General features: G+C 40.2%; 22 protein-coding genes and 1 tRNA gene. 10 read left to right on the top strand and 13 right to left on the bottom strand.

Annotated elements, in window-relative coordinates:
* Positions 1-11: 11 nt before the first annotated feature.
* From mnmG to AC13FX_RS04420, 3 genes are all read right to left on the bottom strand, one after another.
* The gene (gene mnmG / locus AC13FX_RS04430; RefSeq protein WP_482879278.1) at positions 12-1901 is read right to left on the bottom strand and encodes a tRNA uridine-5-carboxymethylaminomethyl(34) synthesis enzyme MnmG; all 1890 of its coding nucleotides are present in this window, start codon (positions 1899-1901) and stop codon (positions 12-14) included.
* 174 nt (positions 1902-2075) lie between these two features.
* Positions 2076-2149 (bottom strand) — tRNA-Asp (locus AC13FX_RS04425).
* A 128-nt stretch (positions 2150-2277) separates the two neighbouring features.
* Entirely contained in the window at positions 2278-2817 is a 540-nt protein-coding gene (locus AC13FX_RS04420; protein ID WP_482879277.1) for a glutathione peroxidase, read from the bottom strand.
* Positions 2818-2879: 62 nt separating this feature from the next.
* Between AC13FX_RS04420 and AC13FX_RS04415 the strand changes: the two genes are divergently transcribed.
* Genes AC13FX_RS04415 through AC13FX_RS04405 form a run of 3 tightly spaced genes read left to right on the top strand, consistent with a single transcriptional unit; the run spans position 2880 to position 4665 of the window.
* A complete protein-coding gene (locus AC13FX_RS04415; protein ID WP_482879276.1) occupies positions 2880-3614 on the top strand; it encodes a hypothetical protein in 735 nt (244 codons plus the stop codon).
* Positions 3611-3910 carry a hypothetical protein gene (locus AC13FX_RS04410; RefSeq protein ID WP_482879275.1) on the top strand — a complete coding sequence of 100 codons (300 nt, stop codon included), beginning with the start codon at positions 3611-3613 and terminating at the stop codon, positions 3908-3910. Before AC13FX_RS04415 ends, AC13FX_RS04410 begins: the two co-directional genes overlap by 4 nt.
* Entirely contained in the window at positions 3907-4665 is a 759-nt protein-coding gene (locus tag AC13FX_RS04405) for an MBL fold metallo-hydrolase (protein ID WP_482879274.1), read from the top strand. The genes AC13FX_RS04410 and AC13FX_RS04405 overlap by 4 nt, the downstream gene beginning before the upstream one ends.
* 1 nt (position 4666) lies before the next feature.
* Here the strand turns inward: AC13FX_RS04405 and AC13FX_RS04400 are convergent, their stop codons facing one another.
* From AC13FX_RS04400 to AC13FX_RS04385, 4 genes are all read right to left on the bottom strand, one after another.
* On the bottom strand, positions 4667-5752 hold the full coding sequence (locus AC13FX_RS04400; protein ID WP_482879273.1) for a mannose-1-phosphate guanylyltransferase: 1086 nt from the start codon (positions 5750-5752) through the stop codon (positions 4667-4669).
* Positions 5753-5803: 51 nt separating this feature from the next.
* A complete protein-coding gene (locus AC13FX_RS04395; RefSeq protein WP_482879272.1) occupies positions 5804-6886 on the bottom strand; it encodes a sensor histidine kinase in 1083 nt (360 codons plus the stop codon).
* The gene (locus tag AC13FX_RS04390; protein ID WP_482879271.1) at positions 6883-7560 is read right to left on the bottom strand and encodes a response regulator transcription factor; all 678 of its coding nucleotides are present in this window, start codon (positions 7558-7560) and stop codon (positions 6883-6885) included. Before AC13FX_RS04390 ends, AC13FX_RS04395 begins: the two co-directional genes overlap by 4 nt.
* Positions 7561-7661: 101 nt before the next feature.
* Positions 7662-8288, bottom strand: a complete 627-nt coding sequence (locus AC13FX_RS04385) for a 2OG-Fe(II) oxygenase (protein ID WP_482879270.1) — start codon at positions 8286-8288, stop codon at positions 7662-7664.
* A 163-nt stretch (positions 8289-8451) separates the two neighbouring features.
* Between AC13FX_RS04385 and AC13FX_RS04380 the strand changes: the two genes are divergently transcribed.
* Positions 8452-10143, top strand: coding sequence for a potassium channel family protein (locus tag AC13FX_RS04380; RefSeq protein WP_482879269.1), 1692 nt, complete (start codon positions 8452-8454; stop codon positions 10141-10143).
* On the opposite strand, the gene AC13FX_RS04375 is transcribed toward AC13FX_RS04380, so the two are convergent.
* Positions 10144-11862: a carbon starvation CstA family protein gene (locus AC13FX_RS04375; protein WP_482879268.1), complete on the bottom strand. Its 1719-nt coding sequence runs from the start codon at positions 11860-11862 to the stop codon at positions 10144-10146.
* Positions 11863-11986: 124 nt separating this feature from the next.
* Here AC13FX_RS04375 and AC13FX_RS04370 point away from each other — a divergent pair, with 124 nt between their 5' ends.
* Together AC13FX_RS04370 and AC13FX_RS04365 are read left to right on the top strand one after the other, a co-directional pair.
* Positions 11987-12217, top strand: coding sequence for a DUF3820 family protein (locus AC13FX_RS04370; RefSeq protein ID WP_482879267.1), 231 nt, complete (start codon positions 11987-11989; stop codon positions 12215-12217).
* 88 nt (positions 12218-12305) lie between these two features.
* Complete coding sequence (locus tag AC13FX_RS04365; protein WP_482879266.1) at positions 12306-14192, top strand: CocE/NonD family hydrolase; 1887 nt, start codon at positions 12306-12308, stop codon at positions 14190-14192.
* Between the two features lie 80 nt (positions 14193-14272).
* Here AC13FX_RS04365 and AC13FX_RS04360 read toward each other — a convergent pair whose 3' ends face one another.
* The 5 genes from AC13FX_RS04360 to AC13FX_RS04340 form a co-directional block, all read right to left on the bottom strand.
* Positions 14273-15646 (bottom strand): RagB/SusD family nutrient uptake outer membrane protein, encoded by a 1374-nt coding sequence (locus AC13FX_RS04360; protein ID WP_482879265.1) that lies wholly within the window; start codon positions 15644-15646, stop codon positions 14273-14275.
* 11 nt (positions 15647-15657) lie between these two features.
* Entirely contained in the window at positions 15658-18609 is a 2952-nt protein-coding gene (locus tag AC13FX_RS04355) for a SusC/RagA family TonB-linked outer membrane protein (RefSeq protein WP_482879264.1), read from the bottom strand.
* 276 nt (positions 18610-18885) lie between these two features.
* Positions 18886-19485 (bottom strand): CPBP family intramembrane glutamic endopeptidase, encoded by a 600-nt coding sequence (locus AC13FX_RS04350; RefSeq protein ID WP_482879263.1) that lies wholly within the window; start codon positions 19483-19485, stop codon positions 18886-18888.
* A 106-nt stretch (positions 19486-19591) separates the two neighbouring features.
* Entirely contained in the window at positions 19592-20581 is a 990-nt protein-coding gene (purM, locus tag AC13FX_RS04345) for a phosphoribosylformylglycinamidine cyclo-ligase (protein WP_482879372.1), read from the bottom strand.
* Between the two features lie 24 nt (positions 20582-20605).
* Positions 20606-21127, bottom strand: coding sequence for a YfiT family bacillithiol transferase (locus AC13FX_RS04340; protein WP_482879262.1), 522 nt, complete (start codon positions 21125-21127; stop codon positions 20606-20608).
* A gap of 419 nt (positions 21128-21546) precedes the next feature.
* On the opposite strand from AC13FX_RS04340, the gene dtd reads away from it, so the two are divergent.
* From dtd to AC13FX_RS04320, 4 genes are read left to right on the top strand one after another with little or no spacing between them, the layout of a single operon-like run.
* Complete coding sequence (gene dtd, locus AC13FX_RS04335) at positions 21547-21987, top strand: D-aminoacyl-tRNA deacylase (protein WP_482879261.1); 441 nt, start codon at positions 21547-21549, stop codon at positions 21985-21987.
* A complete protein-coding gene (locus AC13FX_RS04330; protein WP_482879260.1) occupies positions 21987-22880 on the top strand; it encodes a hypothetical protein in 894 nt (297 codons plus the stop codon). Before dtd ends, AC13FX_RS04330 begins: the two co-directional genes overlap by 1 nt.
* A gap of 49 nt (positions 22881-22929) precedes the next feature.
* Positions 22930-24399: a YiiX/YebB-like N1pC/P60 family cysteine hydrolase gene (locus AC13FX_RS04325; RefSeq protein ID WP_482879259.1), complete on the top strand. Its 1470-nt coding sequence runs from the start codon at positions 22930-22932 to the stop codon at positions 24397-24399.
* Positions 24396-25280, top strand: coding sequence for a patatin-like phospholipase family protein (locus AC13FX_RS04320; protein WP_482879257.1), 885 nt, complete (start codon positions 24396-24398; stop codon positions 25278-25280). Before AC13FX_RS04325 ends, AC13FX_RS04320 begins: the two co-directional genes overlap by 4 nt.
* Positions 25281-25322 lie beyond the last annotated feature (42 nt).

Here is a 25322-nt window from a genome sequence, read left to right as displayed (position 1 = left end):
AACACCCCGTTTTAATTTTTAAGGTAAACCATTAATACTGATACATCACTGGCTGAAACGCCACTGATTCTGCTGGCCTGACCGATCGTTTCGGGCTTTATCTTTGAGAGTTTTTGCGCTCCTTCCGTGGAAAGGCTTTTAATATTAGAGTATTCGATCCGTTCCGGGATCTCCATATTTTCCTGTTTCTCAAGCTCCCTGACCATTTCGAATTCCTTTTCTATGTAGCCCGCATACTTTATCTGGATCTCGATCTGTTCAAGCACCTTATTGTCACTCGAGATAGAATAGATCTCTTCTTTAAGTTCAGAATCATATTCCATCATATCATGCAAGGATACTTCCGGGCGAAGAAGGATCTTCTCAGCTTTCATGGGTTGAGACATAAGAGAGCTCTCTTTGATCTTAAGCATGGGATCCATTTGCTCCGGTCTAACTGTATAATCTTTGATCAAGGTGTCAAGCTCATCAATTGCATTCTTTTTGACAAGCATTCTATTTAACCTATCCTCAGAAGCTAAGCCGATCTTATGCCCAATTTCGGTCAAACGAAGGTCTGCGTTGTCCTGCCTAAGCAATATTCTATGTTCAGCTCTTGAAGTGAACATACGGTAAGGCTCCTCAGTGCCTTTGTTAATTAGGTCATCAATAAGCACCCCTATATAAGCTTCAGACCTTTGAAGGATCAACGGCTCCTTACCCTTGACATTTAAAGCCGCATTGATACCGGCCATCAAACCTTGACAAGCAGCTTCTTCGTAACCAGTGGTACCATTAATTTGTCCTGCAAAATATAACCCATCAACTAATTTTGTCTCTAAGGATCGTCGTATCTGATGTGGAGGAAAATAATCATACTCTATAGCATATCCGGGGCGGATCATGATCACCTCTTCAAACCCAGGTATAGTGCGAAGTGCTTGATATTGCACATCTTCAGGCAGTGAAGTGGAAAATCCGTTGAGATACATTTCATAGGTATTCCATCCCTCAGGCTCCAGGAATAACTGGTGTCTTTCTTTGTCTGCAAATCGATCGATCTTATCTTCTATACTTGGACAATATCTCGGTCCAATAGATTTTATACGCCCATTGAACATTGGGCTCCGATCGAATCCCGTTCTCAAGACATCATGTACCTTGTCATTCGTATACCCTATCCAACAGGTAAGCTGTTCGTCAAGTGATGGAAGTGATTCAGTTAAAAAAGAGAAGCCGGATGGATCTTCATCACCATATTGAACCTCAAGTTTTGAATAATCTACGGTTCTGCCATCGATCCTGGGAGGTGTACCAGTTTTCAAACGACCAACTTCAAAACCAAGATCTTCCAAAGCTGCAGATATACCTACAGATGCGCGCTCGCCCGAACGCCCTCCTCCAAACTGGGTTTCTCCAATATGGATCAACCCGTTTAAGAAAGTACCACTGGTAAGAATGACACTATGTGAATAAAACCTTTGACCCGTTTGCGTGATCACACCATCGATCTTTTTACCGTCATCGGAAACAATAAGGTCGACCACATTATCTTGTCTGAAAAAGAGGTTCTCCTTTTCCTCAAGTTTCTCCCTCATCTTTTGAGCATATAGCATACGGTCGCTCTGGCACCTTGGGCTCCACATAGCAGGCCCTTTGCTAAGATTTAACATCCTGAACTGCACACCGGTCTCATCACTCACTATACCTGAGAGCCCACCCAAAGCATCGATCTCTCTTACTAATTGTCCTTTGGCAACACCGCCCATAGCCGGATTGCATGACATTTTAGCAATCGCCTCCAGGTTCATTGTAATTAAAAGTGTTTTTGCACCCATTTGTGCAGCTGCACCGGCCGCTTCACTTCCTGCATGCCCGCCACCAACTACAATGACATCGTATTTAGGATTAATATGATCCATTACTTACTGTTTTTTATTAGTTTATAGCTTATTAAATACCTGCTACAACATTTAAGATAAGAAATTCGTGTTCTCTCTACTATAATTACGAATTAACGGCAGGTACTGTCTATGTATTTAAAAACTTTCCTTAAACAAAAAAAGCCTTCAACTATCGTTGAAAGCTTTAGTTTGCGATCCGGAAGGGACTCGAACCCTCGACCTCCTGCGTGACAGGCAGGCGTTCTAACCAACTGAACTACCGGACCTTTTTGAGAGAGCACTAAATATACGGACCATTGTACTTCGATGTCAAGATTTTTTGAAAACAATTCAAAAAAAGAGGAATACCATATACCGCGTATTCCTCAGTTCCGTAAAGTGTTGCTTATTATTTTTAAAGTGCCTCAGATACAGCAGTAACGATCTCTTTACTTTCGGGTTCGACATTACTCCTGAATCTTCTGATCAGGTCTCCATCTTTATCGATTAGAAATTTTTCGAAATTCCATTTTATTTCTCCGGTAAAGTCCGGGTTCTGTGCTTGAGTCAGATATTTAAATAACCCTGACTGATCATCCCCTTTTACTGAAACTTTTGAAAACATTGGAAACTCAACCCCATAATTCAGAGTACAAAATTGCTTGATCTCTTCATCAGATCCGGGTTCTTGCCCATTAAAATTATTAGCAGGAAAACCAAGAATTACCAGGCCATCATCCTTATACTTTTCGTAAAGGTTCTGTAAGCCTTCATATTGTGGGGTATATCCACATTTAGATGCAACATTGACAACTAGAATTACTTTGCCTTTATATTTATCCAAGGAAACTTCTTTGCCATCAATATCCTTCATCTTATAATCAAAGATGCTATCATTAACTGTATTCATGCTTATTCCCAAAAACAGAGTTATTAAGATTGATATTATTTTCATATCCAATTAATTATTTAGTTAGGTATTGATTAAACTGTTGAAAGAATCTAAATCATTCCAAAATGAATAAATTTAAATTAACCCTTTTTGTTTTATTAGCCATTTCATTTTTGCCTATATCTTCCCAGGCACAAATGTTTTCAGTCGGAACAGATAACCGTACAAACTTTGGAAATATCTATTCGCCCTACGTTAGAGCCGGCGTTCAATTTATAGACTTCAGTTACGAGGGCTCAAATATTAACAATGACCCTTTATTTACTCCCTTAACATTTAATGGTGAAGCTGCTTATTTAGCCTACGAATCACTTGGTTTCAATATAAATGTAGGACTGGGAAACTCATTAACAGGATTAAACGAAACCAAATATTTTAGTTTAAACCTAAACTTTAAAAACCCATTCTATATAATTAATAATCAAAGTTTTAAAGCAGGTATACCTGTTAAATTGGACAGCAGGCTTATCTCCGTTCGAAATGATGATATCAATGAAGAGTTTTCTCAAACTTCACTTAGCGCGGGTGCTGGACTTACAGCAGCAATTATAAATCAATCCAAATTTAATATCACCGGTGAGTTTTTGACTTCCTATGGCTTCAGTTCTGCGAGTGGTGGGTTTTTAGGGGGCAGTGTTTTTGGTTTAAATGGAAGTGCGAGAATTAATTTTTATAATCTTTTATTCGGCAAAAACTTAAGTTTAGGATATGATTACATTTATGATTCATATGATATTGATGAAGAAAGATTAGATTATGACCTTTCAGGACATACAATAACATTGGGAGTATCATTTTGAAACCAGATAAGTTACTTCTTGAGCTGGAACAAATACTTGAACAGGCAGGGTATACCCTAAGGAAAGAAAGAGGATCCTTCAGAGGAGATGAATGTATTATTGAAGGACAAAAATTGGTAGTTGTAAATAAAAACAAACCCATTGAGTCGCAATTGGGAACCATGGGTAGAGTACTAGGCGAGATCGATCTAGCCGGCGTATATATCAAACCTGCTGTAAGACGTAAACTGGAAGAATTATGGGATCAATTACAGGTAACGCCAACAGAAACCCAGGAAGATTTTGAATTAGAATGAAAGTAACATTCTTAGGTACTGGAACTTCCATGGGGGTACCCGTTGCCGGTGGTTTCAGAAGTGACAAGCTTTTCCATGATCCAAGGAACTATCGAACCAGGTGTTCTGCCTGGATACAACATAAAGGACAATCCATACTTATTGATGCCGGTCCTGAATTCAGGCTACAAAGTATTCAGGCGAAGTTACAGAAATTGGATCAGCTTTTAATTACGCACGAACATATGGACCATGTAGCAGGTTTGGATGATTTAAGGATCTACTCGTATATCAATGAATCACCTATACCTGCATATGCTTCGAAAAAATGTATAGAATCAGTACAGAAGAGATTTGATTATATGTTTGGGGAAAACAAATACCCCGGTTCAACTTCTTTAAAATTAATAGAAGCTGAGGACTCTTTTACTTTAGGAGATATAGATATCAAGACCCTGCCGGTAAAACATGGAATGACCGATGTTTATGGTTACAGGTTAAATGATTTCTCATATATAACAGATGTTAAGGAAATACCGGATTCTACACTTGAAAAGATAAAAGGATCCAAAATCTTGGTCCTCGGAGCTTTGCGCTGGGAACCGGAACACCCCACTCATTTGACCATTCCTCAGGCTGTTGAGATCATAGAAAAATTAGGCATACCTGAAGCTTATCTCATACATATGAACAGTTATGTTGATCACGAGCCAACAAACAAGAAGTTACCAAACCATATCAAACTGGCATATGATCAGCAGGTAATACACCTTTAGATCATAGGTACTTATGAAGTTTATTATCTGCTTTCAGTTGTTCTACAATGTCCTTAACGTTTTGAGCTTTATCCAGGTTACATACTAGAATGGCATTATCAGTTACAACTACTGCCACATTATCCAGTCCAACCATAGATATCATTTTTCCACTTTCTGAATAAACGTAACTGTTTTTGGTATCACTGAATGTAGAGTTTGAGGTATTGATCACATTACCTGACCCATCTTTTTCACCAAGGTCATATATGGCTGTCCAGCTTCCAACGTCATTCCATCCGAATTCGCCCGGAACTACGAAAACATCTTTTGCGTGTTCCATGATCCCATAATCGATGGAGATTGACTCACATGAATGATAGAACTGATCAATTGAATCTTTATGCTTGCTTTCAAAAAGACCCTCATTCGCTTTAGTTACCAATTGGTACATATCAGGCAGGTGTTTTTCAAATTCATCCAATATGGTTTTAGCACTCCAGATAAACATTCCGCTGTTCCAGTAATAATTACCATTATTAAGAAACTCTTTAGCTGTTTCAGCATCTGGCTTTTCTTTAAACGCTTTAACGGAATACACCTCCTTACCACTTATTTTTTCAACTAAAGATGTCTCACCCTGAATATAGCCATAACCCGTTTCCGGCCTATCCGGCTCAATGCCGATTGTTACCAAATTTTTTCCTTGCTTAGCCTTTTCTATGGCAGATGTTAGATATCCCTTAAAGGCCTCAGGTTGTTCTATATGATGATCTGCCGGTAACACGACCATTACAGCATCAGGGTCTTTTTTATATAATAACTGGGCAGCAATGGCTACACATGGAGCTGTATTTTTTGCAACCGGTTCACCAATTATATTTTCATCCGGAACTGAGGGAAGTTGATCTTTGACGATATCTACATAGCTATCATTGGTAACAACCATGATTCTTTCCTGAGGGATCAAAGACTCGACCCGTTTGGCTGTATTCTGAATCATTGTCCCCTCACCAAATAAGGGAAGAAATTGTTTAGGTAATTCTTTAGTGCTTCTAGGCCAAAATCGTGTGCCCGATCCCCCGGCCATTATAACTGCGTAGATCATAATGTGTTTTTTTAAATTATAAAATGATCAAAGAAGGTAAGATATTATTGATCAAACCTGTACCATATCAGCTCTTCTGAGGCTGATTGTGAATGTGGTCCCTTTATTGGGTTCACTTTCTATAGAGAACTTTTCACCATGAGCTTCCATGATATGTTTTACAATGGCCAAGCCTAGTCCCGTGCCACCTCTTTCACGAGATCTTGATTTATCGACCCTAAAGAACCTTTCAGTTACCCTTGGAATATCTTTTTCATCGATCCCTATCCCAGTATCCCTGACGGATAGAAAAACACGCTCCTGTTGCTTCGGTTTTGTGAATACCGTTACCTCCACCTTACCCTTTGGAACATTGTATTTGATGCCGTTCTCAATAAGGTTTATTAAAACCTGCTTAAGTTGATTCTTATCCGCTTTGACTTGAATATTTCGATCAAAATCATTCACAATTAGTTTTATACCTTCTTTTTCGGCTTTGTAATTCAAGCTCTCAATGATATCATTAAGTATCTCAAATAGGTATACCTCCTCGATCTCGGACTTTAACTCTCCGGTTTCAAGTTTGGATATCTCCATGAGATCTTTGGTCAGATAGATCAGACGGTTTACGTTCCTCATGGCTTTTCTGAGGAAGTCCCGGTTCACTTCTTCATCTTCAAGGGCACCATTTAGCAAAGTTTCAATAAAACCCTGAATGGCAAAGATGGGGGTCTTTAACTCATGAGAAATATCACCAATGAATTCCTTGCGGTAATTCTCAATACGATTCAAACGCTGGATCTCACGTTCAGTAGTTCGACTTGATTTAACCCCCTGTTTAATAAGATAATCCAGTTCGTCATGTTTACTATGTGGGATATCAGTGTATTCAATGAATCGCTTCCGAGAAATATTCTTGAATAATCTTTCAAGTATCTCGATCCTTTTTCCGGTAAGAATGAATGTCACTATATAACTCACCACAAAAACCAGTAATGCAGAAACCAGAGAAAGTTTTAATGCACTGGAAGCACCTATATCAAATCCCAGCCATGAGATCAAAAATAACCCCCCGGCAGATATCAAAGATACTAATAAACCTATGCGTATACCGAGTCTGTAGATCCCTTTATTTGTCTTTGTGGATTGACTCATTCCTTAAATCTGTATCCAACTCCTTTAATGGTTTCAATGTAATGGTCACCCAGTTTTTCACGGATCTTTCTGACATGTACATCAACGGTTCGGTCAACCACATAAATATTGTCTCCCCAAACTTTATTTAGTAATGTTTGACGATCTCTGACCTTTCCTTTCCGGCTTGCCAAATAATAAAGCAGTTCAAACTCCTTCCGGGGCAGCTGGAATTCTTCATCACCACGAGTTACTATATATCTGTCTTTATCGATAATAAGATCATGTACCTCCAGGCGGTTGACTTCCTCTTCCGTTTCATCAAATCGTCGAAGTACCGCTTTGATCCTTGAGATCAGTTTTGTTGTACTGATAGGTTTGGTTATATAATCATCTCCCCCCTTATTAAGACCCTCTACTTCCGTCTTTTCATCACTTCGGGCAGTTAAAAATATGATCGGAATTGACTTAAGTTCATCATCTTTCCGCATTTTCTCTACAGCTTCCATCCCATCCATCTTTGGCATCATAATATCCATTAAAACCAGGTCGGGGTGAAACTCTTTAGCTTTCTCAATGCCTTCCTCACCATTTTCGGCTTTTAAAACATTAAAGCCTTCTTTTTTCAGGTTGTATTCAATGAGATCCAGAAGGTCTTTTTCATCATCGACGACAAGAATTGTTTTATCAGCCACAATACCGGGATTTAGATGCTGGGATTTACATATACAATGGTACTAATGTACTGTATTAATAGAAAATGTACACCCGTTAAGAAATTGTTACGGTATTGCCATCAACCAAGTAAAAAACCGATACCTGCCGGTTGGTGTAAAAGCCATCCCGTCAAACTATATCTTGGCACGTTTGTCGTTAGTACCTCATGCTCAATCACATCACTTTTGAATAGCAAAAGGCGCTTAGCGATCGGCTCAACAATCATTTCTTGTTTATCTTTATATATAACTAGTTCTCCTCCGTCTCCCTTCTTCCAATCATTATTCAGGTAAATAAGAACCGTGATCTGCCGGTTTGTTCTTTCATGAAATTGATCTAGATGCCGGTGATAAAATGATCCGGCAGGGTATTTGGCGATATGGAATTCTGACCCGGACAGGCTCAGGTAGCAAAATCTTTTAATATTTTGCATTAATTCATCTTTAAGCTCAAAAAAAGAACTTAACGCTACATCTCTTTCTTCTTCTAGCCAGTAAATAAAATCACCCCGGATCTCGGCTTTTAACTGAAAATCCTGCTGAGCACCAATACCCGCTTTTTTAAGTTTATCGGCCGATTCCATTTCATGAAAGAAATCCATAATACCGGTAAACATCTCATCACCGATGAAATCATCAACGATCACATAATCATTTTCAGCGAGTTGATCCATCCAATTCAGCCAGTCTTCTTCAGAATAGTACATGCAACATAAGATGAGCTTAAAGTTACTCTTTAGTTTAATGCAATAAGATACATTCCATCCATAGAGAAATGAATACCCGGGCCAATAATTTTTTAATTCTGTTTTTTCTTAACAAAACACCTAAAGATATTTCATTTCAATAAGCTAACCCTCATATTCCATTATGAAATTCTTTACGTCTCAGCTAAGCTATTTTGTTGCCAATCGAAATACCAAGACCAATATAAAACGGCTTGTTCGTTTTGTGTTGATCCTGATCGCAATGATCATTCTATATGGTATTCTATTTCACGAGATCATGGCAATGGAAGGTCAGGATCATTCATGGGTAACCGGGTTTTACTGGACCCTGACCACAATGACCACTCTTGGTTTTGGGGATATTACTTTCCAATCCGATCTTGGGCGAATATTTTCTATCGTAGTACTGGGATCCGGGGTCATCTCACTTTTGATCATGCTGCCTTTCACTTTTATTGAATTCTTTTACGCTCCCTGGATGGAAGCTCAGCATAGAGCCCGAGCCCCACGGGAACTGCCTGAAGGCACCAGCGGCCATATCATCATTACAAGCTTTGATGCTATCACCCGATCACTCATACGTAAACTTGATCAGTATGGTCACGAATATGCATTATTGGTAGATGAACTTGATAAAGCCCTGGACCTATATGATCAGGGCTATCGGGTTGTGGTGGGTGAACCGGATGATCCGGATACCTTCCGGAAAATGAGAGTTGAACATGCAGCCATGGTTTACACGGGGGGATCGGATATGTTCAACTCAAATATTGCGCATACTATACGCGAGTTATCAGAAAACGTTAAGATCATCTCCTCTGCTAATTCTTATGAATCTATGGATGTCTTAAAGTTAGCCGGAAGTGACCATGTGCTGCATATGGGAAATATTTTGGGTCGGGCTCTTTCGCGCAGAACGCTTGGGCAGGATGCTCGGGTACATACTGTGGGTCGCTTTGGAGAACTGATCATTGCTGAAGCTACAACCTTTGACACACCACTTGTAGGTAAGACACTAAAGGAAAGTAAAATTCGAGAATTGTTTGGGATCAATGTGGTTGGTATATGGGAAAGGGGTGATTTTGCAAGTGCCCATCCAGATCTGGAGATACATTCACACAGTGTCCTTGTACTTGCCGGAACTGTTGACCAGCTCAGGAAATATGATGAACTCTTTGGTATATATGGGATAAGCGATGAACCTCTGATCATTATCGGTGCAGGAAGAGTTGGAAGGGCTACTGCTCGCCATTTAAAACAAAGAAATATCAGATATAAGATCATAGATAAGAACCCGGATCGTGTTCTTGATTCTGAGGATTTCATATTAGGCGATGCGGCTGACCTTGAAACGCTAAAAAAAGCCGGGATTGAGGATGCCCCAAATGTTATCATCACCACGAATCAGGATGACGTAAATATATACCTTACGATTTACTGCAGAAGCTTGAGGCCAAATATCCATATAGTTTCTAGATCAACCCTTGAGCGAAATGTAAACACTCTGCACCGCGCCGGGGCCGATTTTGTTATGAGTTATGCAGCGATGGGTGCCAATGCTATTTTTAATATTTTTGAGGAGAATGATATAATAATGGTTGCTCAGGGGCTAAATGTATTCAGCCTTGAAACTCCCGAAAAGATCATTGGCAAAACCCTGGTCGAAATGGACATCCGCAATAAGACCGGTTGTAATGTTATAGCTTTTCAAGTTGATGGCAAACAGAATATAAATCCTGATCCCAATATTCCAATTCCGCCAGAAAGTGACATTATTCTGATCGGTAAATCAGATGATGAGCAACGCTTCATAGAATATTATAAAGACGAGTAGTTACCGATCTTTTCGTATCAATAATATTGCTTCCAAAATGATCCAGATGGTAAAACCAAGAATGATGGCACCAAAGATGAATAACAACAGATTGGCTTCATTACCACTATACCCCGACCAATCAAAGATCACCTGTTCAGTCATAGCCCATAAGGTCATGGCCATTAAGAATATCATAGGAATTAACGTATAGACGATCGCCCTTCCCTGCCGTTTCAGCCAAATAGTCACTAAGAGCAAACTTATACCGGCCAGCAGTTGATTGGAAGTTCCAAATAATGGCCAAAGTAAATATCCACCGGAACCAAGTCCTCTGGGTCCTTCAGGCAACAGTACCAACGCCGCACTTGCCCCCACAGCGATCAATGTGGATGTGTGCACCTTGGTTAACGGCCTAACATTGTACTCCTCACCTAACTCATTCAAAATATATCTCATCAACCGAACTGAAGTATCCAGGGTGGTAGCAGCAAAACTGATCACGATCACAGCGATGATGGTCTTGGCAGCTTCAAGCGGTATCAACAAGGCCGTTGCAAGCTGAGCTGCTCCTTCCACAAAAATATTCAAACCCACAGCCCCTGCTTCAGAAAAAGAATGATATACATTAGTGAAATCACCTGTTGTATTAAAATAGGTTACAACAGCTACAATGGTGATCAAGGCCAAAGATCCTTCTCCGATAGCCCCCAGATATCCAACAAATCTGGCATCCGTTTCCTTATCCAATTGTTTAGCAGTGGTGCCTGATGATACCAATCCATGAAAACCAGATATTGCCCCGCATGCGATCGTAATAAACAACAAGGGAAACCAGCTTACATCAGTAGCTTCAACATTCGTAACCGGGGCAGTAATTTCAGGATTACTCACAAACAATCCCAGATACAGGATCAATAATCCCAAAACCAGCTGATAGGCATTGATCAGGTCTCTTGGTTGCAATAATTTCCAAACGGGTAAGGTAGAGGCAAAATAAACATAGACCATCAGTACCATGATCCAAACAAAAAAGGCCATCTCTATACCGGTCAGACCAAATATCAGAACTGTTTCGGCTCCACCAAAATATTGAACGAGATCGATCTGAAGCACCGGCACATAACTCGCAATAATAGCTGTGAAATACATCACAAATAAAACCACAATAGACGGTACCACCATGTTGCCGCTTTTGCGATATGCCCTAACTCCTATCCATATTGCCAGAGGAATTTGAATAAAGATCGATAAGACCGTAGCCGGAAAGTTGATGAAGAGATTTGAAATAACCCAGGCAAACACAGCATTTACCATTAGAACCAGTATCAAAATTATAAATAGGAATAGCAATTTAGCTCTGTGGCCAACCAGCTTATTTGCAAGAGTACCAACGGATTGTCCCTTATTACGAACAGATAACACTAATGTACCAAAATCATGAACCCCGGCCGCTAAGATCGTCCCAAAAACAACCCAGAGCATTGCAGGAAGCCATCCCCAGTATACCGCAATTGCCGGACCCACAATAGGTGCTGCCCCGGCAATGGATGTAAAGTGATGACCTAACAGAACAAATTTATTGGCCGGTACATAATCCACATCATCCTGAAATTCATGAGCCGGAGTCATATAATTCGGATTAAGTTTATAGATCTTTTCGGCCAGAAATTTTGAATAATATCGATATCCAATAAAGAAGAGAAAAAGAGAAAGAGCCGCTACCCAGCTTGCCTGCATGAAGTTATCCCGGTTAATTTCATATTAGTCGATCTTAAAGTGTCTTATTTACTACATTTCATTTTGTGATGCAACTTTCACTCAATACCTTCACATTTCACATTTGAACAATTAAATCACCCCGGTGTACGACTCAACTTTCCTCATCAAAATGGTACAGGCTAAGATGCCTTTTGGTCAATACAAAGACCGGTATATCACTAATCTGCCCGTTCACTATCTGGAATGGTTTTCGAGAAAAGGTTTTCCTAAAGGACAACTTGGGCAATATTTAGCAACCATGTTTGAGATCAAAACAAACGGACTGGATGACATTTTAAAGCCTATAATCAGAAAGCATCGTTATAACTTTTAAAGGTGTTTTATAAATAGTTGTAACGGAGAGTTTATTAGTAGTACAAATAAAGTACATTGCGCTTGTCCTACTAATTAATCTCTTCATTATGAAACGCTTATCTATATCCCTTCTTTTAATTCTCACCTTTGTCTTATCCGTCAACGCATTTGCTCAGGATAGTAATGTCTTCGAGGAACTTGAAAAGGTCGCCATAGTTGATCAAAAAGTTATGATGCCAATGCGCGATGGGGTCCGGTTGGCAACCGATATTTACCGTCCAAAAACGGAAGGTAAAGTGCCTGTTATTTTTTCCCGTACCCCTTATAATTTTAATACCTGGGGAGATGGGGAACAACGAACACGAACCGCCAGGAGCGCTTTGGAGGCCGTTAAAAGAGGTTATGCCTATGTTGTACAGAATGAACGTGGGCGATATTTCTCTGAAGGAGAATGGGATATTTTAGGTGTACCGCTTACCGATGGCTATGATGCCTTCTCATGGATGTCTGATCAGGACTGGAGTAACGGAAAAGTGGGAACCTTAGGCTGCTCCTCAACGGCGGAATGGCAGATGGCGGTTGCGGCTTTGGATCATCCTTCTCATGCAGCCATGGTTCCGCAAGGTTATGGCGCCGGTGTGGGGCGTATTGGAGATATTTACGAACAAGGAAACTGGTATCGTGGAGGAGCAGAACAATTACTCTTTTTTGCATGGCTATACGGTGTTGAACATGATAAATTTAAACCCCGCATCCCTGAAGGCGCTACTCAGGAAGACCTGATCCGCATTTCAAGGTTTTATGATCTGGCACCAGAAAACCCTCCAATAGATATGTCTGAAGCACTGGCTCACTTACCCATTCAGGACATACTTAAAAATATTAATGGTAAAAAAGAGATCTTTGATAAAATGGTTCGCCGAAAACCCAATGATCCGGAATGGTATGAGGGTGGTTTGTATCATGATAATATGGATTTTGGTGTTCCTAGTTTCTGGTTCGTCTCCTGGTACGATGTTTCATCAAGCCCTAATATTGCCCTTTACAATCATGTGAGAGAAAATGCCTCAGAGAAACATATCAGAGACAATCAGTATTTGGTTATTGCCCCCACTTTGCATTGCGGCTATACACGAGCTACGGAAAATACTATTGTCGGTGAACGCAGTGTAGGTGATGCCCGCTTAAATTATGACCAACAAATTTATGATTGGTTTGATTTTTGGCTGAAAGGTGAAGAAACAGGATTCTTCGAAAACACTCCCAAAGTACAATACTATACCATGGGCTCTAATGAATGGAAAAGCTCAGATGTGTGGCCTCCTAAAAATGCTGTAATGACATCCTACTATTTACACAGCAATGGAAATGCAAATAGTTTGTATGGTGATGGCGTTCTTTCAACCGATCTTCCAGCCCAAACCGATATACCGGATTCCTTTGTTTACGATCCCATGAATCCTGTTCCTTCACATGGTGGAAATGTTTGTTGCACCGGAAATGCCGTTCAGGGAGGAGCCATGGATCAACAAGCGATGGAAACACGCCATGATATTTTAGTTTATACTACCGATCCGTTAGAAAAGGGAACTGAGGTAAGCGGTTCAATTGAAACCACTCTATATGTTTCTTCTGACGTCAAAGATACTGACTTCACAATTAAGCTCATTGATGTGTACCCTGATGGAACAGCCTATAATTTAGACGAAACCATTCAGCGTGTTCGCTATAGAGAAGGGTATGACAAGGAAGTATTCATGGAAAAAGGAGAAATATATAAAGTAGATCTGACTCCAATGGTTACCAGTAATTATTTCAAAAAAGGACATCGTATACGCGTGGAAATATCGAGCAGTAACTTTCCTCGATTTGCCCGAAACCTTAATACAGGTGGCAATAATTATGATGAATCTGAAGGGGTGGTCGCCAACAATAAAGTCCATCACTCAAAACAGTATCCAAGCCAGATCCGATTGCCCATCATCAAAAACTGACGTTTTAAAAATCCTATACAAATAAAAAAGGCTGTGTTCAACAACACAGCCTTTTTAGTAAATGGAAAGATTGATCTTCCTTAGTTGTTGTTTTCCCAGTTCGTTTCACTGGTTGGTCGTTCCAACTGAGTAAAGACGGTGCCATAACGGGCGTCGATCTCATTGAGACGATCATATCTTCTGGCATCTATCCAGCGGTGACCTCCTTCAGCCCAGAGAGAATAACGTCGCTCAAACAACACCTGATCAATTACTTCTTGTGTATTGGCCAGAGCAACCGGTGGTAGACCCCATGTATCTCGGATCAAATTTACCGCCGCTTCAGCATCGGCAATATCCGTTCCCTGATTTCTCTGAGCTAATGCTTCAGCATAAATAAGGATCAATTCCTCATTTCTCAGGTATGGTATCGGTGATGTGTTGCTTGTCCATCTCGCATCCTGATATTCCGCATCTTCCGGAATATTGGCATTTGATACCGGATCAGTACGCTGATAGAATTTATTGGCAACACGCTGGTCACCAGCTTCTGCATCATCGATCATTGAAGGATGAACCACCATGATCTGGTTAGTATTTGCATCTAAAGGGTAGAATAATGGATTAAATGCATCCGGTGGGTTTCCATACACATGGTAAACACCAACGTTCATACTGGCTTCCCCTGATGTTAGATCCATGAAGGAATTATCCAACGCATCTAATGCTCCGGTCCAGTCTTCTGCGTAAATAGAAGCACGCGCCTTAATTGCACGGTTAACTTGTTGTAGGCCGGCAACTGAATTGAATCCATATTCACCAAAACCATTTGTTAAGTTAAAAGGCAATGTAGAAGATGCACTGTTCAGGTCACCATAAGCTTCATCCAAAAGATTCAGGATCTCAGTCAGAGCATCATCATAACTAAGAAATGGTCCCGGATTTAATGGCTCATCCACATCAATGCGAATACCATTTTGGTATTGCCCTTGAAGTGGGATCAAATACTGAAACGCTTTGATCGTTTTAGCAAAACCCAATATGGCATTAGCTTCTGCTTCCGTAACGCTGCTTGTATTTGATGCGGCTCCAATAAGGAGATTGGCCTGTTTAATGGTTTGGTAAGGAGTATTATAAACTCCACCTGATCCAAAGAAATTTGGATATGGAGTGATGCCTTCCTGCCCTAACCAGTCAATGGTAAATCGTGGGTCTGATTCAAAAAATGCCCAGACTTCACGGCCAAATGAACCATAAAGTTCAGTGGCATTATCTACATAATTACGGTGACGGGCTTCAAGGCCTGTTACCATATTCTGGAGTTCACCACGAGATGCATCTTGCAACACACCTGCAACAGATGGGTTGTTCGGATCTAAAACCTCGTCAACCTCTGTCAAATTACAACCTGTCATCATAAAGACCGACAACAGTACAACAGTCGTACTAAATATGTAATGTTTAATGTTTTTCATGATAATCATTCTTAAAAGTCGAGGTTTATGTGAAAGAATACTCTTCTTGAACTCGGATAAGGAGTAACCTCTACCGATTGAGCTACAGGTTGAGCACCAAAGTTGGATACTTCAGGATCGTAACTGTTATAATCGGAGAAAAGGAGAAGATTCTTACCTGATACTCCCAATCTGATTCTTTCAACACCCAGATCTTCCACTAAATTTGTTGGTACGGTATAGTAGAATCCAACTTCTCTTAGTTTCAGGTAAGTTGCATCGTCAACAAACCGACTAGGATTAAAAGGACCACGATCGAGTCCGTTTGGTGTACCATCACCATCAGAATCATCACTCCAATCCGGTGTGTTTCCACCACCATCAAGCAGGAATCTTGTCAGGTCAATGTTGTCAGCTCCTTTGCTGTATTGAAAGAGGAAACTAAATTCAAAGTTGGCAAGGAAGTTAAGTTCATTATACCAGGACATCTGGAAGTCAGGCTGAGCATCACCATAAAAGGTTAGACCCGGATCCTGTGGATTACCAACAATGGTAGTAGGTGAAAATCCTTCACGTATCAGATACTGACCAAGTGAAAGCCCAAACCCACCTGTTTCATAGGAAGGAATATCCAATCTTGTGATCTCTGAATCATTCTTCCAGTACAATAATTTGGTGAGCCAAGACAAATTAGCTGTACGAACAGGAGATGTCGTTAAAGTAAGCTCTATACCTTTGTTCTCAAGATCAGCCGCATTGGTTGCAATGGCACTGATACCTGTAGAAGCCGGAGGACTTTGATCAAGGATCAGGTCACGTACTTCTTTGATATAGTAAGTAGCTTCCAAACCGATCTTGCCCTGGAAAGCACTGATATCTGCACCAAATTCGATCTCACTGGCTGTTTCAGGTTTCAGGTTAGGATCGATAGCTCTTGTTGAAATAACAGAACCCAGGTTTCCGCCAATGTTTACACCGCCAAGTGCTTCAAAGGTAGAACCAAAAGAGGCTTTCCCCCCTGTTTCACCATAGGCCGTTCTCAACTTAAACTGGTCGATCTGATCGATATTCCAGAAACCAAAGTTGGTCAGGTTAGCGGCAAGCGAAGCCTTTGGAAAGGCATAGAATTCATTTTGATTGGCATTTAGTGTTGATTTATCAAAACGAACACCTACTGTACCGATCAGCTTATCTTCCCAGTTGATCTCTTCCTGAGCAACCAATCCAATTTCAGAAACTTCCTGGAATGTTTGCCCGAATACAGACTGAACCTGAGCTTGATTCAAGTTTGTTTGTCCCGGTGCCAATCCTCTACCTCTGTTCAACAGACGATTAGATTCTTCATAGATGCGAGTATAACCTAACTGTGTACTAAAGTTAAATCCTTCTACATCAAGATTGTGAACCAGAAAAGCCTGCATATTCAAGTTGAAGTTATCCTGTTTACCATGGATCACATCACCCGGCGTAGCACTTGCCTGCTGTGATTGAAACCACTCAGGGAAATACACTTCAGAGTTAGCATTCAGGTAATCAAAACCCACTTGCGTATTGAAACTCAGGAAGCTATTGTCATCAGAATAAAGCTGGGCTTCCAGTCTAAGACTTTGAAGGAATCGGTTTACGATCTGATTGTTAACCGCATGATCGCGCAGAGCGTACGGGTTTTCTGCAAAATATGGGTTATTCGGATACACACCATTTTCATCAGGTCTCAGATCAGCATAGCTTGGAACATATGCAATATTGTATCCAATACTACCACCGGTTCCATTCTGGTTTCCGGTAAATCCACGATCTGAATCAGTTCTTATAAAGTTCGAGGTAGATGAAACAGAAATTTTATTATTGATCGAATGATCTACATTCAGCCGAATATTATTTCTGTTAAACCCTGTATTCTTAATAATACCTTCTTCATCCTGAAGACCGGCACTTAAATAGAATTGAGTTTTATCACTACCACCGGATGCACTTATCTGGGTGTTGGTAAGTAAACCGGTCTCACCATACATTTCTTCTTCATAATCCAGAAGATTTCCGTTTTGCTGGAATTTTGCCAATTCTTCTGTAAGGCTGGCTCCACTGTAAAGGAGATTGATCTTATCTTCACTCCACTTATCAAATCCAAGCAAATTCAATGCCGTAGCAAAACCAACATCTTGCTTGATACTTACTCTGGTATCTCCGGCTTTACCTTTTTTGGTTGTGATGATGATCACACCCGCATTCGCACGGCTACCATAGATAGCGGCAGCAGATGGGCCTTTAAGAACCTCAATAGATTCGATGTCTTCCGGGTTTAGATCCGAAACACGGCTGGCAACACCATCCTGACTTGCTCCACCGGCACCACTTACTGAAGAACGGCCTGTTGAGATAACTGAGTTATCGACATAGATACCATCAATAACATATAGTGGCTGAGATGAACCTGCACCAAGTGTTGAGATACCGCGCAACTGAACATTGCTACCACCGCCTGGCGCACCGCCACTGGCTACGATATTAACACCGGGAAGTTTACCGGATAAAGCTCCGTCAACGGATTCGTTCACGGTTGTACCGGCTAATTCCTCAGCAGATACCGTACTAACAGCATTTGCCAGGTTACTTCGCTTCACGTTTGAAGCAAGACCGGAAACAACGATCTCATCAAGCCGGGAAATATCCGGACTCAACTCAATATCAAGTTCAACCACTGAGTTGCCATCTCTGTTGACCTCAATGGTTCTGGTTATATAACCTACATAGGTTATTCGAAGGGTAGCTGATTCTCCTTGTACTTCCAAAGAGAACTCACCATCAATGTTTGTAGCCGCACCACCGCCTGAATCTACATTCAGGATGGTAACACCAAACAAGGGTTCATTGCTTTCAGCATCAGTGATCGTACCGGTCACTGTAAACTGTGCATAAGCACTTGCAGAAAGAACAAACAGCGACAATACTAAAGATAACGCGTGTTTGTAGAAGTTTTTCATATAGCGTGAATTTAAGTTAGGGTTAGTTTGTGCACATCTAAAAATATCCAGATATGGAAGTCACGCTAGTTAGCTAAATGGATGCTAAACCTCAATAGACCAACGAGAAAAGAAAAACCCCATCATCGATAGGCTATTTTATAATCATTTGATATTATTAAATTTATAAAGATTATATATAGTGTTAACCTATGGCAGAATGCATCCTGTTTAAAAATATTTTACAGATAAGAACCAACAAACCAGGACTCAGGTAGCATCAAAAGAAAGGTTTCTTTACTTCTTTTGGATCAAAATGAGCATGATAAGATCATACAAAGCATGAGCTACCATGGCAGCAAACAGGCCAATTTCAGCTGCTAAAAAACCAAGCATTAAACTAAGCCCGAACATCATGATACCAAACAGGACATGGCCGGTTGTCATAAACTTAAAGTAACCGTGAATACCAATGAAAATGATAGAGGTAAATATATTTCCCAAAAGCGGTTGAATAGCTCCTCTGAAAAGAATTTCTTCACCGGCTCCGGCAAAAATTGAGATCTGAGTTTTATCAAAAAGGGAGAAGCGAGCCTTTGAGAGAGCTTTGAAAACGGAAAAATCAGAAAGTACATTTGATACCGGTGGCAGATTGATGATCACATAAATAATGGCTGAAGCCAGTACTCCGGCCCCGGCACCGAATCCCATCTGATACAATACGGAAAAGTTACTATTGAAAAGATCAACCAGCCAACCTTCATGCCAGTATTTGATGATAAGCAGGGAAATGAAAAGATAGATATTGGCAGAGACCACCGACATGATCAACAGCTTACCGGTGGTTAAACCTGAGAGATCATTTTGAGTTTGATCGGACTGAGTTTCATTTTCCATTAAACCAAAATAAGACTGGCAGGTGAAAGAAAAGTATTACTACAGAAAACGAACTGATCAAGTAGTCGTATTTTATAATTCAAAGCTGCTCTTTGAAAACTTAAAATTATACCACTCCCCCAACTACTATAACTTCTTCACCCAACTCTTTAGCTTTATTTTTCACAGCATCAGCTTCATCCTCAGAAACCACCACAATTAACCCAACACCAAGATTAAATGTTGCTTGCATATCGTCTTCTGGCACATTACCAATGTTCTGGATCAGATCATACACCGGTGGTCGCTTCCAACCATCCCAATTGATATCAAGTTTAAGTCCTTCCGGAAGGATACGTTTGGTGTTTCCAATTATTCCTCCCCCGGTAATATGTGAGAACCCATTTACCCCATCCAATTCTTTAAGTTCTGTGATCAGTGGCAAATAAGATCTGTGTACTTTTAGCAGTTCATCTCCAACCGTGCTGCCTAGATCTTCCACATAGTTTTCAACTTTGTATTTGCTGAACAATACTTTTCGAGCCAGTGAATATCCGTTTGTATGTAATCCTGAACTTTTGAATCCAAGAAGTACATCCCCTTTTTTAATTTCAGAACCATTGATCACTTTTTCTTCATCAACGATCCCTACAATGGTACCGGCCAGATCGAATTCTCCCTCATCATAGATATCAGGCATTTCTGCGGTTTCTCCACCGATCAATGCAACTCCGTTTTCTTTACAAGCTTTGGCAAACCCTTTAACCACATCAACACCAACATGTTGCTCGAGTTTTCCCGTGGAAAAATAGTCCAGAAAGAACAATGGCTTGGCTCCACAAACTGCAATATCATTCACGCAGTGATTGACAAGATCCTGCCCTACGGTATCATATCTGCCTGCTTTAAAAGCCACAATAAGCTTGGTACCCACACCATCCACAGAACTTACGAACACAGGCTTCTTATATGAGCCGAGATCCGGTCTGAAAAATCCCCCAAATCCTCCAATATTAGAGAGTACTTCAGGTCCATGGGTATCTTTTACCACACCTTTAATGGATTCAACCATTTCTTCACCGGCTTTTATATCAACTCCGGAGTCTTTATAGGTCATTTGTTTTTTATCAGACATTGATCGCTAAGATTTTTCGTGTTTTGTTACTAGTCGTATGTGTTCTAAATGATGATTTGAATGCCATGCATATAATGCTGCTGATTTTGCCAGTGAAAAAGGACCTGCTTCAGGATTTATATAAGTACGCTTCCACTGTTCTTCATTCAGGCTTTCATAGATGCGGATCATTTTTTCATGAGTATCTTCCAACATCTGAAGCGTCAATTCAAGAGGTATTCCAAACTGTTCTTCGATATGTACACAGGCATTCTGGTCATATGGCTTGATGACCGGTTCATTTTCAGTAAGAGCCAACTTTATTCTGATTATACCATTGCTATGAGAGTCCAGCAAATGAGTGATCACTTCTCTGATTGTCCAGCCACCTTCTCGATAAGGGATCAAAAGAATATCATCAGAACATCCATGGATCTCATCACGGATCCGTTCAGGAAGTAAAGCAATATCATCGATCCATGTTTCACGATCATCAGGTGAATGATCCTCTGTGAACGAAAGTTTTCCTATGGGATATTGCTTATTCATGACTCACAAATATAGAAGGAATCTGAGAGTGTTTTAAGAACTTTTTCTGATTCTTTTCCACACTAAAAGAGACAATAGGTATGAGATTTATATAGTTTAGTTATAGTAGTAGAGACTGTGGATAAGTGGATAACTTTTTTATCCCGAATTTTACCGGATCGTTAGATTAAATGTGGATAGATTTGTTTATAACTCGATCATATAAAACAGTATCTTAAACCCGGTGTTATAAAATTATTCACAATCTTATATACTTTATACATAAAAAAGGTCTGATAACTGTTAACATCAAAAGTTATTCTTTTTGAATGTTGATAGCCTTGTAAGATTGTGGAATCATGTTCACAATTATGGCTCTTTTTAGTTATCCAACTTTTGTCAATGAGTAATCCACATAGTAATCCACATTTCCACAGTTTATGAAAGCAGTGATTCAGCGCGTTAGTTCATCTTCGGTTATGGTAGATAATGAGATCACCGGTGCTATTGATCAGGGGCTTTTAGTTTTGATCGGTATCCATAAAGACGATACGAAACAACAAATGGAATGGATCTGTAAAAAGATTTCGAAGCTCAGGATCTTTGAGGATGATGAGGGTAAAATGAACCGGTCGGTACAGGATGTGAAGGGTGGTATCTTGTTGGTTTCACAGTTTACTTTATATGCTAATTCCGATAAGGGAACACGGCCAAGTTTCATTGAAGCTGCCAGACCTGAAAAGGCTGAACCGATGTATGAGGATATGATAGAATGGTTTAAGGCAAATACTGAACTTGATATTCAAACCGGTGAATTTGGAGCTATGATGAGTGTTAAACTGGAAAATGATGGACCGGTGACAATTATTTTGGAGAAATAATGTCAGTGATATTTTTATTTATAGATGGTGTTGGTCTAGGGGATGGATCCTCTGAAAACCCATTCTATGAAAATAGATATGAGTCATTTGAAGTTCTGACCGATGGCCATTTCAACTCAACTGCTGAACCCAAAGTTGAAAAAGACAGGCTTTTTCAACCGATAGATGCCAATCTTGGAGTAGATGGATTACCACAAAGTGGAACAGGGCAAACAGCACTATTCACCGGTCGAAACGCTGCAAAGGAAATTGGTAAACATTTTGGACCCTTTCCTCACTCCGGAATCAAACCCTTTTTAAAAAAAGAAAGTGTGTTCCATGCTGTGAAGGAAATGGATAAGAAACCATATTTCATGAATGCATATCCCCCGATCTTTTTTGAACACGCAAAAAAAAGAAACCGCTGGAGTTGTACCACTTTGATGACAAAGAGTTCAGGTTTAAAGCTGAATTCCACAGACGATGTTTTAAATGAAACGGCACTTACGGCAGAGATCGTACAAAACGCATGGAGAGATAAACTGGGTATTGATATACCAAAAATTACTCCGACTGATGCAGCAAAGCGCCTTCTTGATATTGTACCTGATTATGATCTGCTTTTATATGAATATTATCTGACTGACAAAGCCGGCCATAGCCAGAAAATGAACGATGCTTTACAGGTTTTGCAGCCCCTGGATGAATTTCTGCTCCATATAATCAACAATATGAGAAGTTCAGATACATTGGTTATTAGCAGTGATCATGGGAATCTTGAAGATCTTTCAGTAAAAACCCATACCAGAAATAAAGTTCCGTTATTTGTATTAGGTAATTCAGCTCATAAATTTAGTACGGTTACAGATCTGACAGAGGTTAAAGAGGGTATTTTGAAAAACTGTTTCAGGTAGTGCAAATATAAGGTTAGGAAGGCATTAGCGACTTTCTTTTCTTTGAGGTATGAATAAAAAATTGATCTATATTTTTTCAGGGATCCTAATGCTCTATGGCATATTGATGATTCCTTTTGATCCATCAACAACGATCCAAAGCCATCCCAATGAAACCCCGTTTATATGGGATCAGGATGAACGATGGGAACAGCTCGAGATCAATTTCAACACGGCTAAATCCGATAAAGAAGCATCTGTCTCAGACTCTATTGCAAAAGGAGTCAATTCGATCGAAAAACTTCTGAATGCCCTTGAAGAAGAAAACTTTGGCCCTACTGATCCGAGATTAAAGTTACTGTTAGAGTCTTTTTTTAATGTGGCCCCCTATATTGCTGCTTTAGATAGTGGACACCTTGAATTAGCGACATTGTATAATAATGGGAGAAAGCTCATCAAAGAAGAATCGGCGAGTTGGGATATCGAAAAAAGAGAAACGCGTGAAGCACTCTATAGATCATTATATGGAATGCGTGCAGCAGTGGAAGAAGTATTGCTTCAGTCGCAATCTGAAATTGATCCGGTCATTTATGTTCAGGATGAATCTTCGTTAACACCATCAATTGAAATATTAGGAATTAAAGTACATAGTGGCGACCTGCTGGTTTCAAGGGGCGGAGCTGAAGTATCAGCATTGATTTCAAGGGGGAATGATTATCCGGGAAATTTCTCGCATGTGGCACTTATATATGTGGATGAGAAAACTAATAAACCCTATTTGATAGAGGCCCACATTGAGCGTGGGGTGGATATTGCAACCGCTGAAGAGTATATAAATGATAGAAAACTGAGGTTTATGGTGTTGAGGCCGAGATATGATCTGCCCCAGTTACTGGATGATCCGATGCTACCGCATAAAGCAGCAACCTATATGTATGAGGAAGCCCTTAGCCGACATATACCATATGATTTCAGGATGGATTTTTATGATCATGAAGAAATGTTTTGCTCTGAAGTGGGCTCCTATGCCTATAGGCAATTTAATGTGCAACTTTGGTCTGCAGAGTCAACTATTTCATCAGATGGAGTGGTTAAGGTGATGAATACCTTTGGGGTAGAACATTTTGTGACTCAAATGCCATCAGACCTGGAATACGACCCTCAGCTTTCAGTTGTTGGAGAGTGGCGGGATATGAATGCATTATTTGAAGATCATTTATATAATTCTGTGATCGATGCGATGCTTGCTTGTGCTGAAAAGGGAGAAGAGATTGAATATAAGATTTGGATGCTGCCTGTGGTTCGAATTGCCAAAGCCTATAGCAAGGTATTGAATTGGGTTGGCAGGGTAGGTCCGGTTCCGGAAGGAATGAGTGCACTTGAGGCGGCAAAAAGTGATGCATTTATCAGCCGGCACGAATCATTGAAACAAAAAGTGCGTGAAAGAGCTGAAAGTTTTAAACAAGAAAAGGGATATACACCGCCCTATTGGGAATTGATTAGAATTGCAGAAAACACAACAGAGTGTAAAGTAAGATGAGTAAGAAAGTTCATTTGGTACTTGGAAGTGGTGGTGCAAGAGGTATTGCCCATATCGCAGTAATAGAAGAACTTGAAAAAGCCGGTTATGAGATCGTGGAGGTTATTGGTTGTTCGATGGGCGCTGTTGTTGGTGGAATATATGCGGCAGGGCACTTGCCGGAGTATAAAGAATGGATATTTAGTCTTACTAAAAAAAGAGTGTTTGACCTTCTCGACTTTACCTTTGCTAAGCAGGGATTCGTAAAAGGTGAAAAACTCTTCGCAAAACATATTGAAGTAACCGGGCATGAACAAATTGAAGACTTTGATATACCTTTTACTGCGGTGGCAACTGATATGCGCCATCACAAAGAGGTCCATTTTACCAAGGGGGATCTGTATAAAGCACTCCGGGCTTCAGTATCAATTCCCGGATTTTTCGTGCCTGTTGTTGAGGACGGAATGGTATTGGTAGATGGAGGTGTGCTTAATCCCCTTCCTGTTGATCTGGTGACTAAACAAGAGGACGCAATAATAGTTGCCGTTAACCTAAATGGTAAACCGGACCCAAAATTCGATAAAGTACCGGATAATGAACCCGGCAGATTTGAAGAAGTGCAAAAATGGTTCGATAAGATGTTGCCCGAATCCATGAAATCAAACAATAAGACCAAATCTAAAGCTGAGCTTCCTGCCAGGGAAGAATCCTTCTCTTTGATTGAACTGATGGATAGTACCTTCAGTTTTACACAAGACCGGCTAACCGAGATGATGATAAAAATGTATAAACCGGATCATCTTATTGATATACCAAGAAATATTTGCGGTGTTTTCGATTTCGATCGTGGAAAACGGATCCATAATGTTGGTAAGAAATCATATCAGAAGGTTTTAGGTTGATATGTGAAACATGTTGGATTGGCCCGTTTCCAATTCAAACCT

The organism is Gracilimonas sp. B-17 (assembly GCF_056857935.1).
The sequence above is the reverse complement of the archived record's forward strand: the minus strand, read 5'-3'. Positions and strand labels throughout refer to the sequence as shown.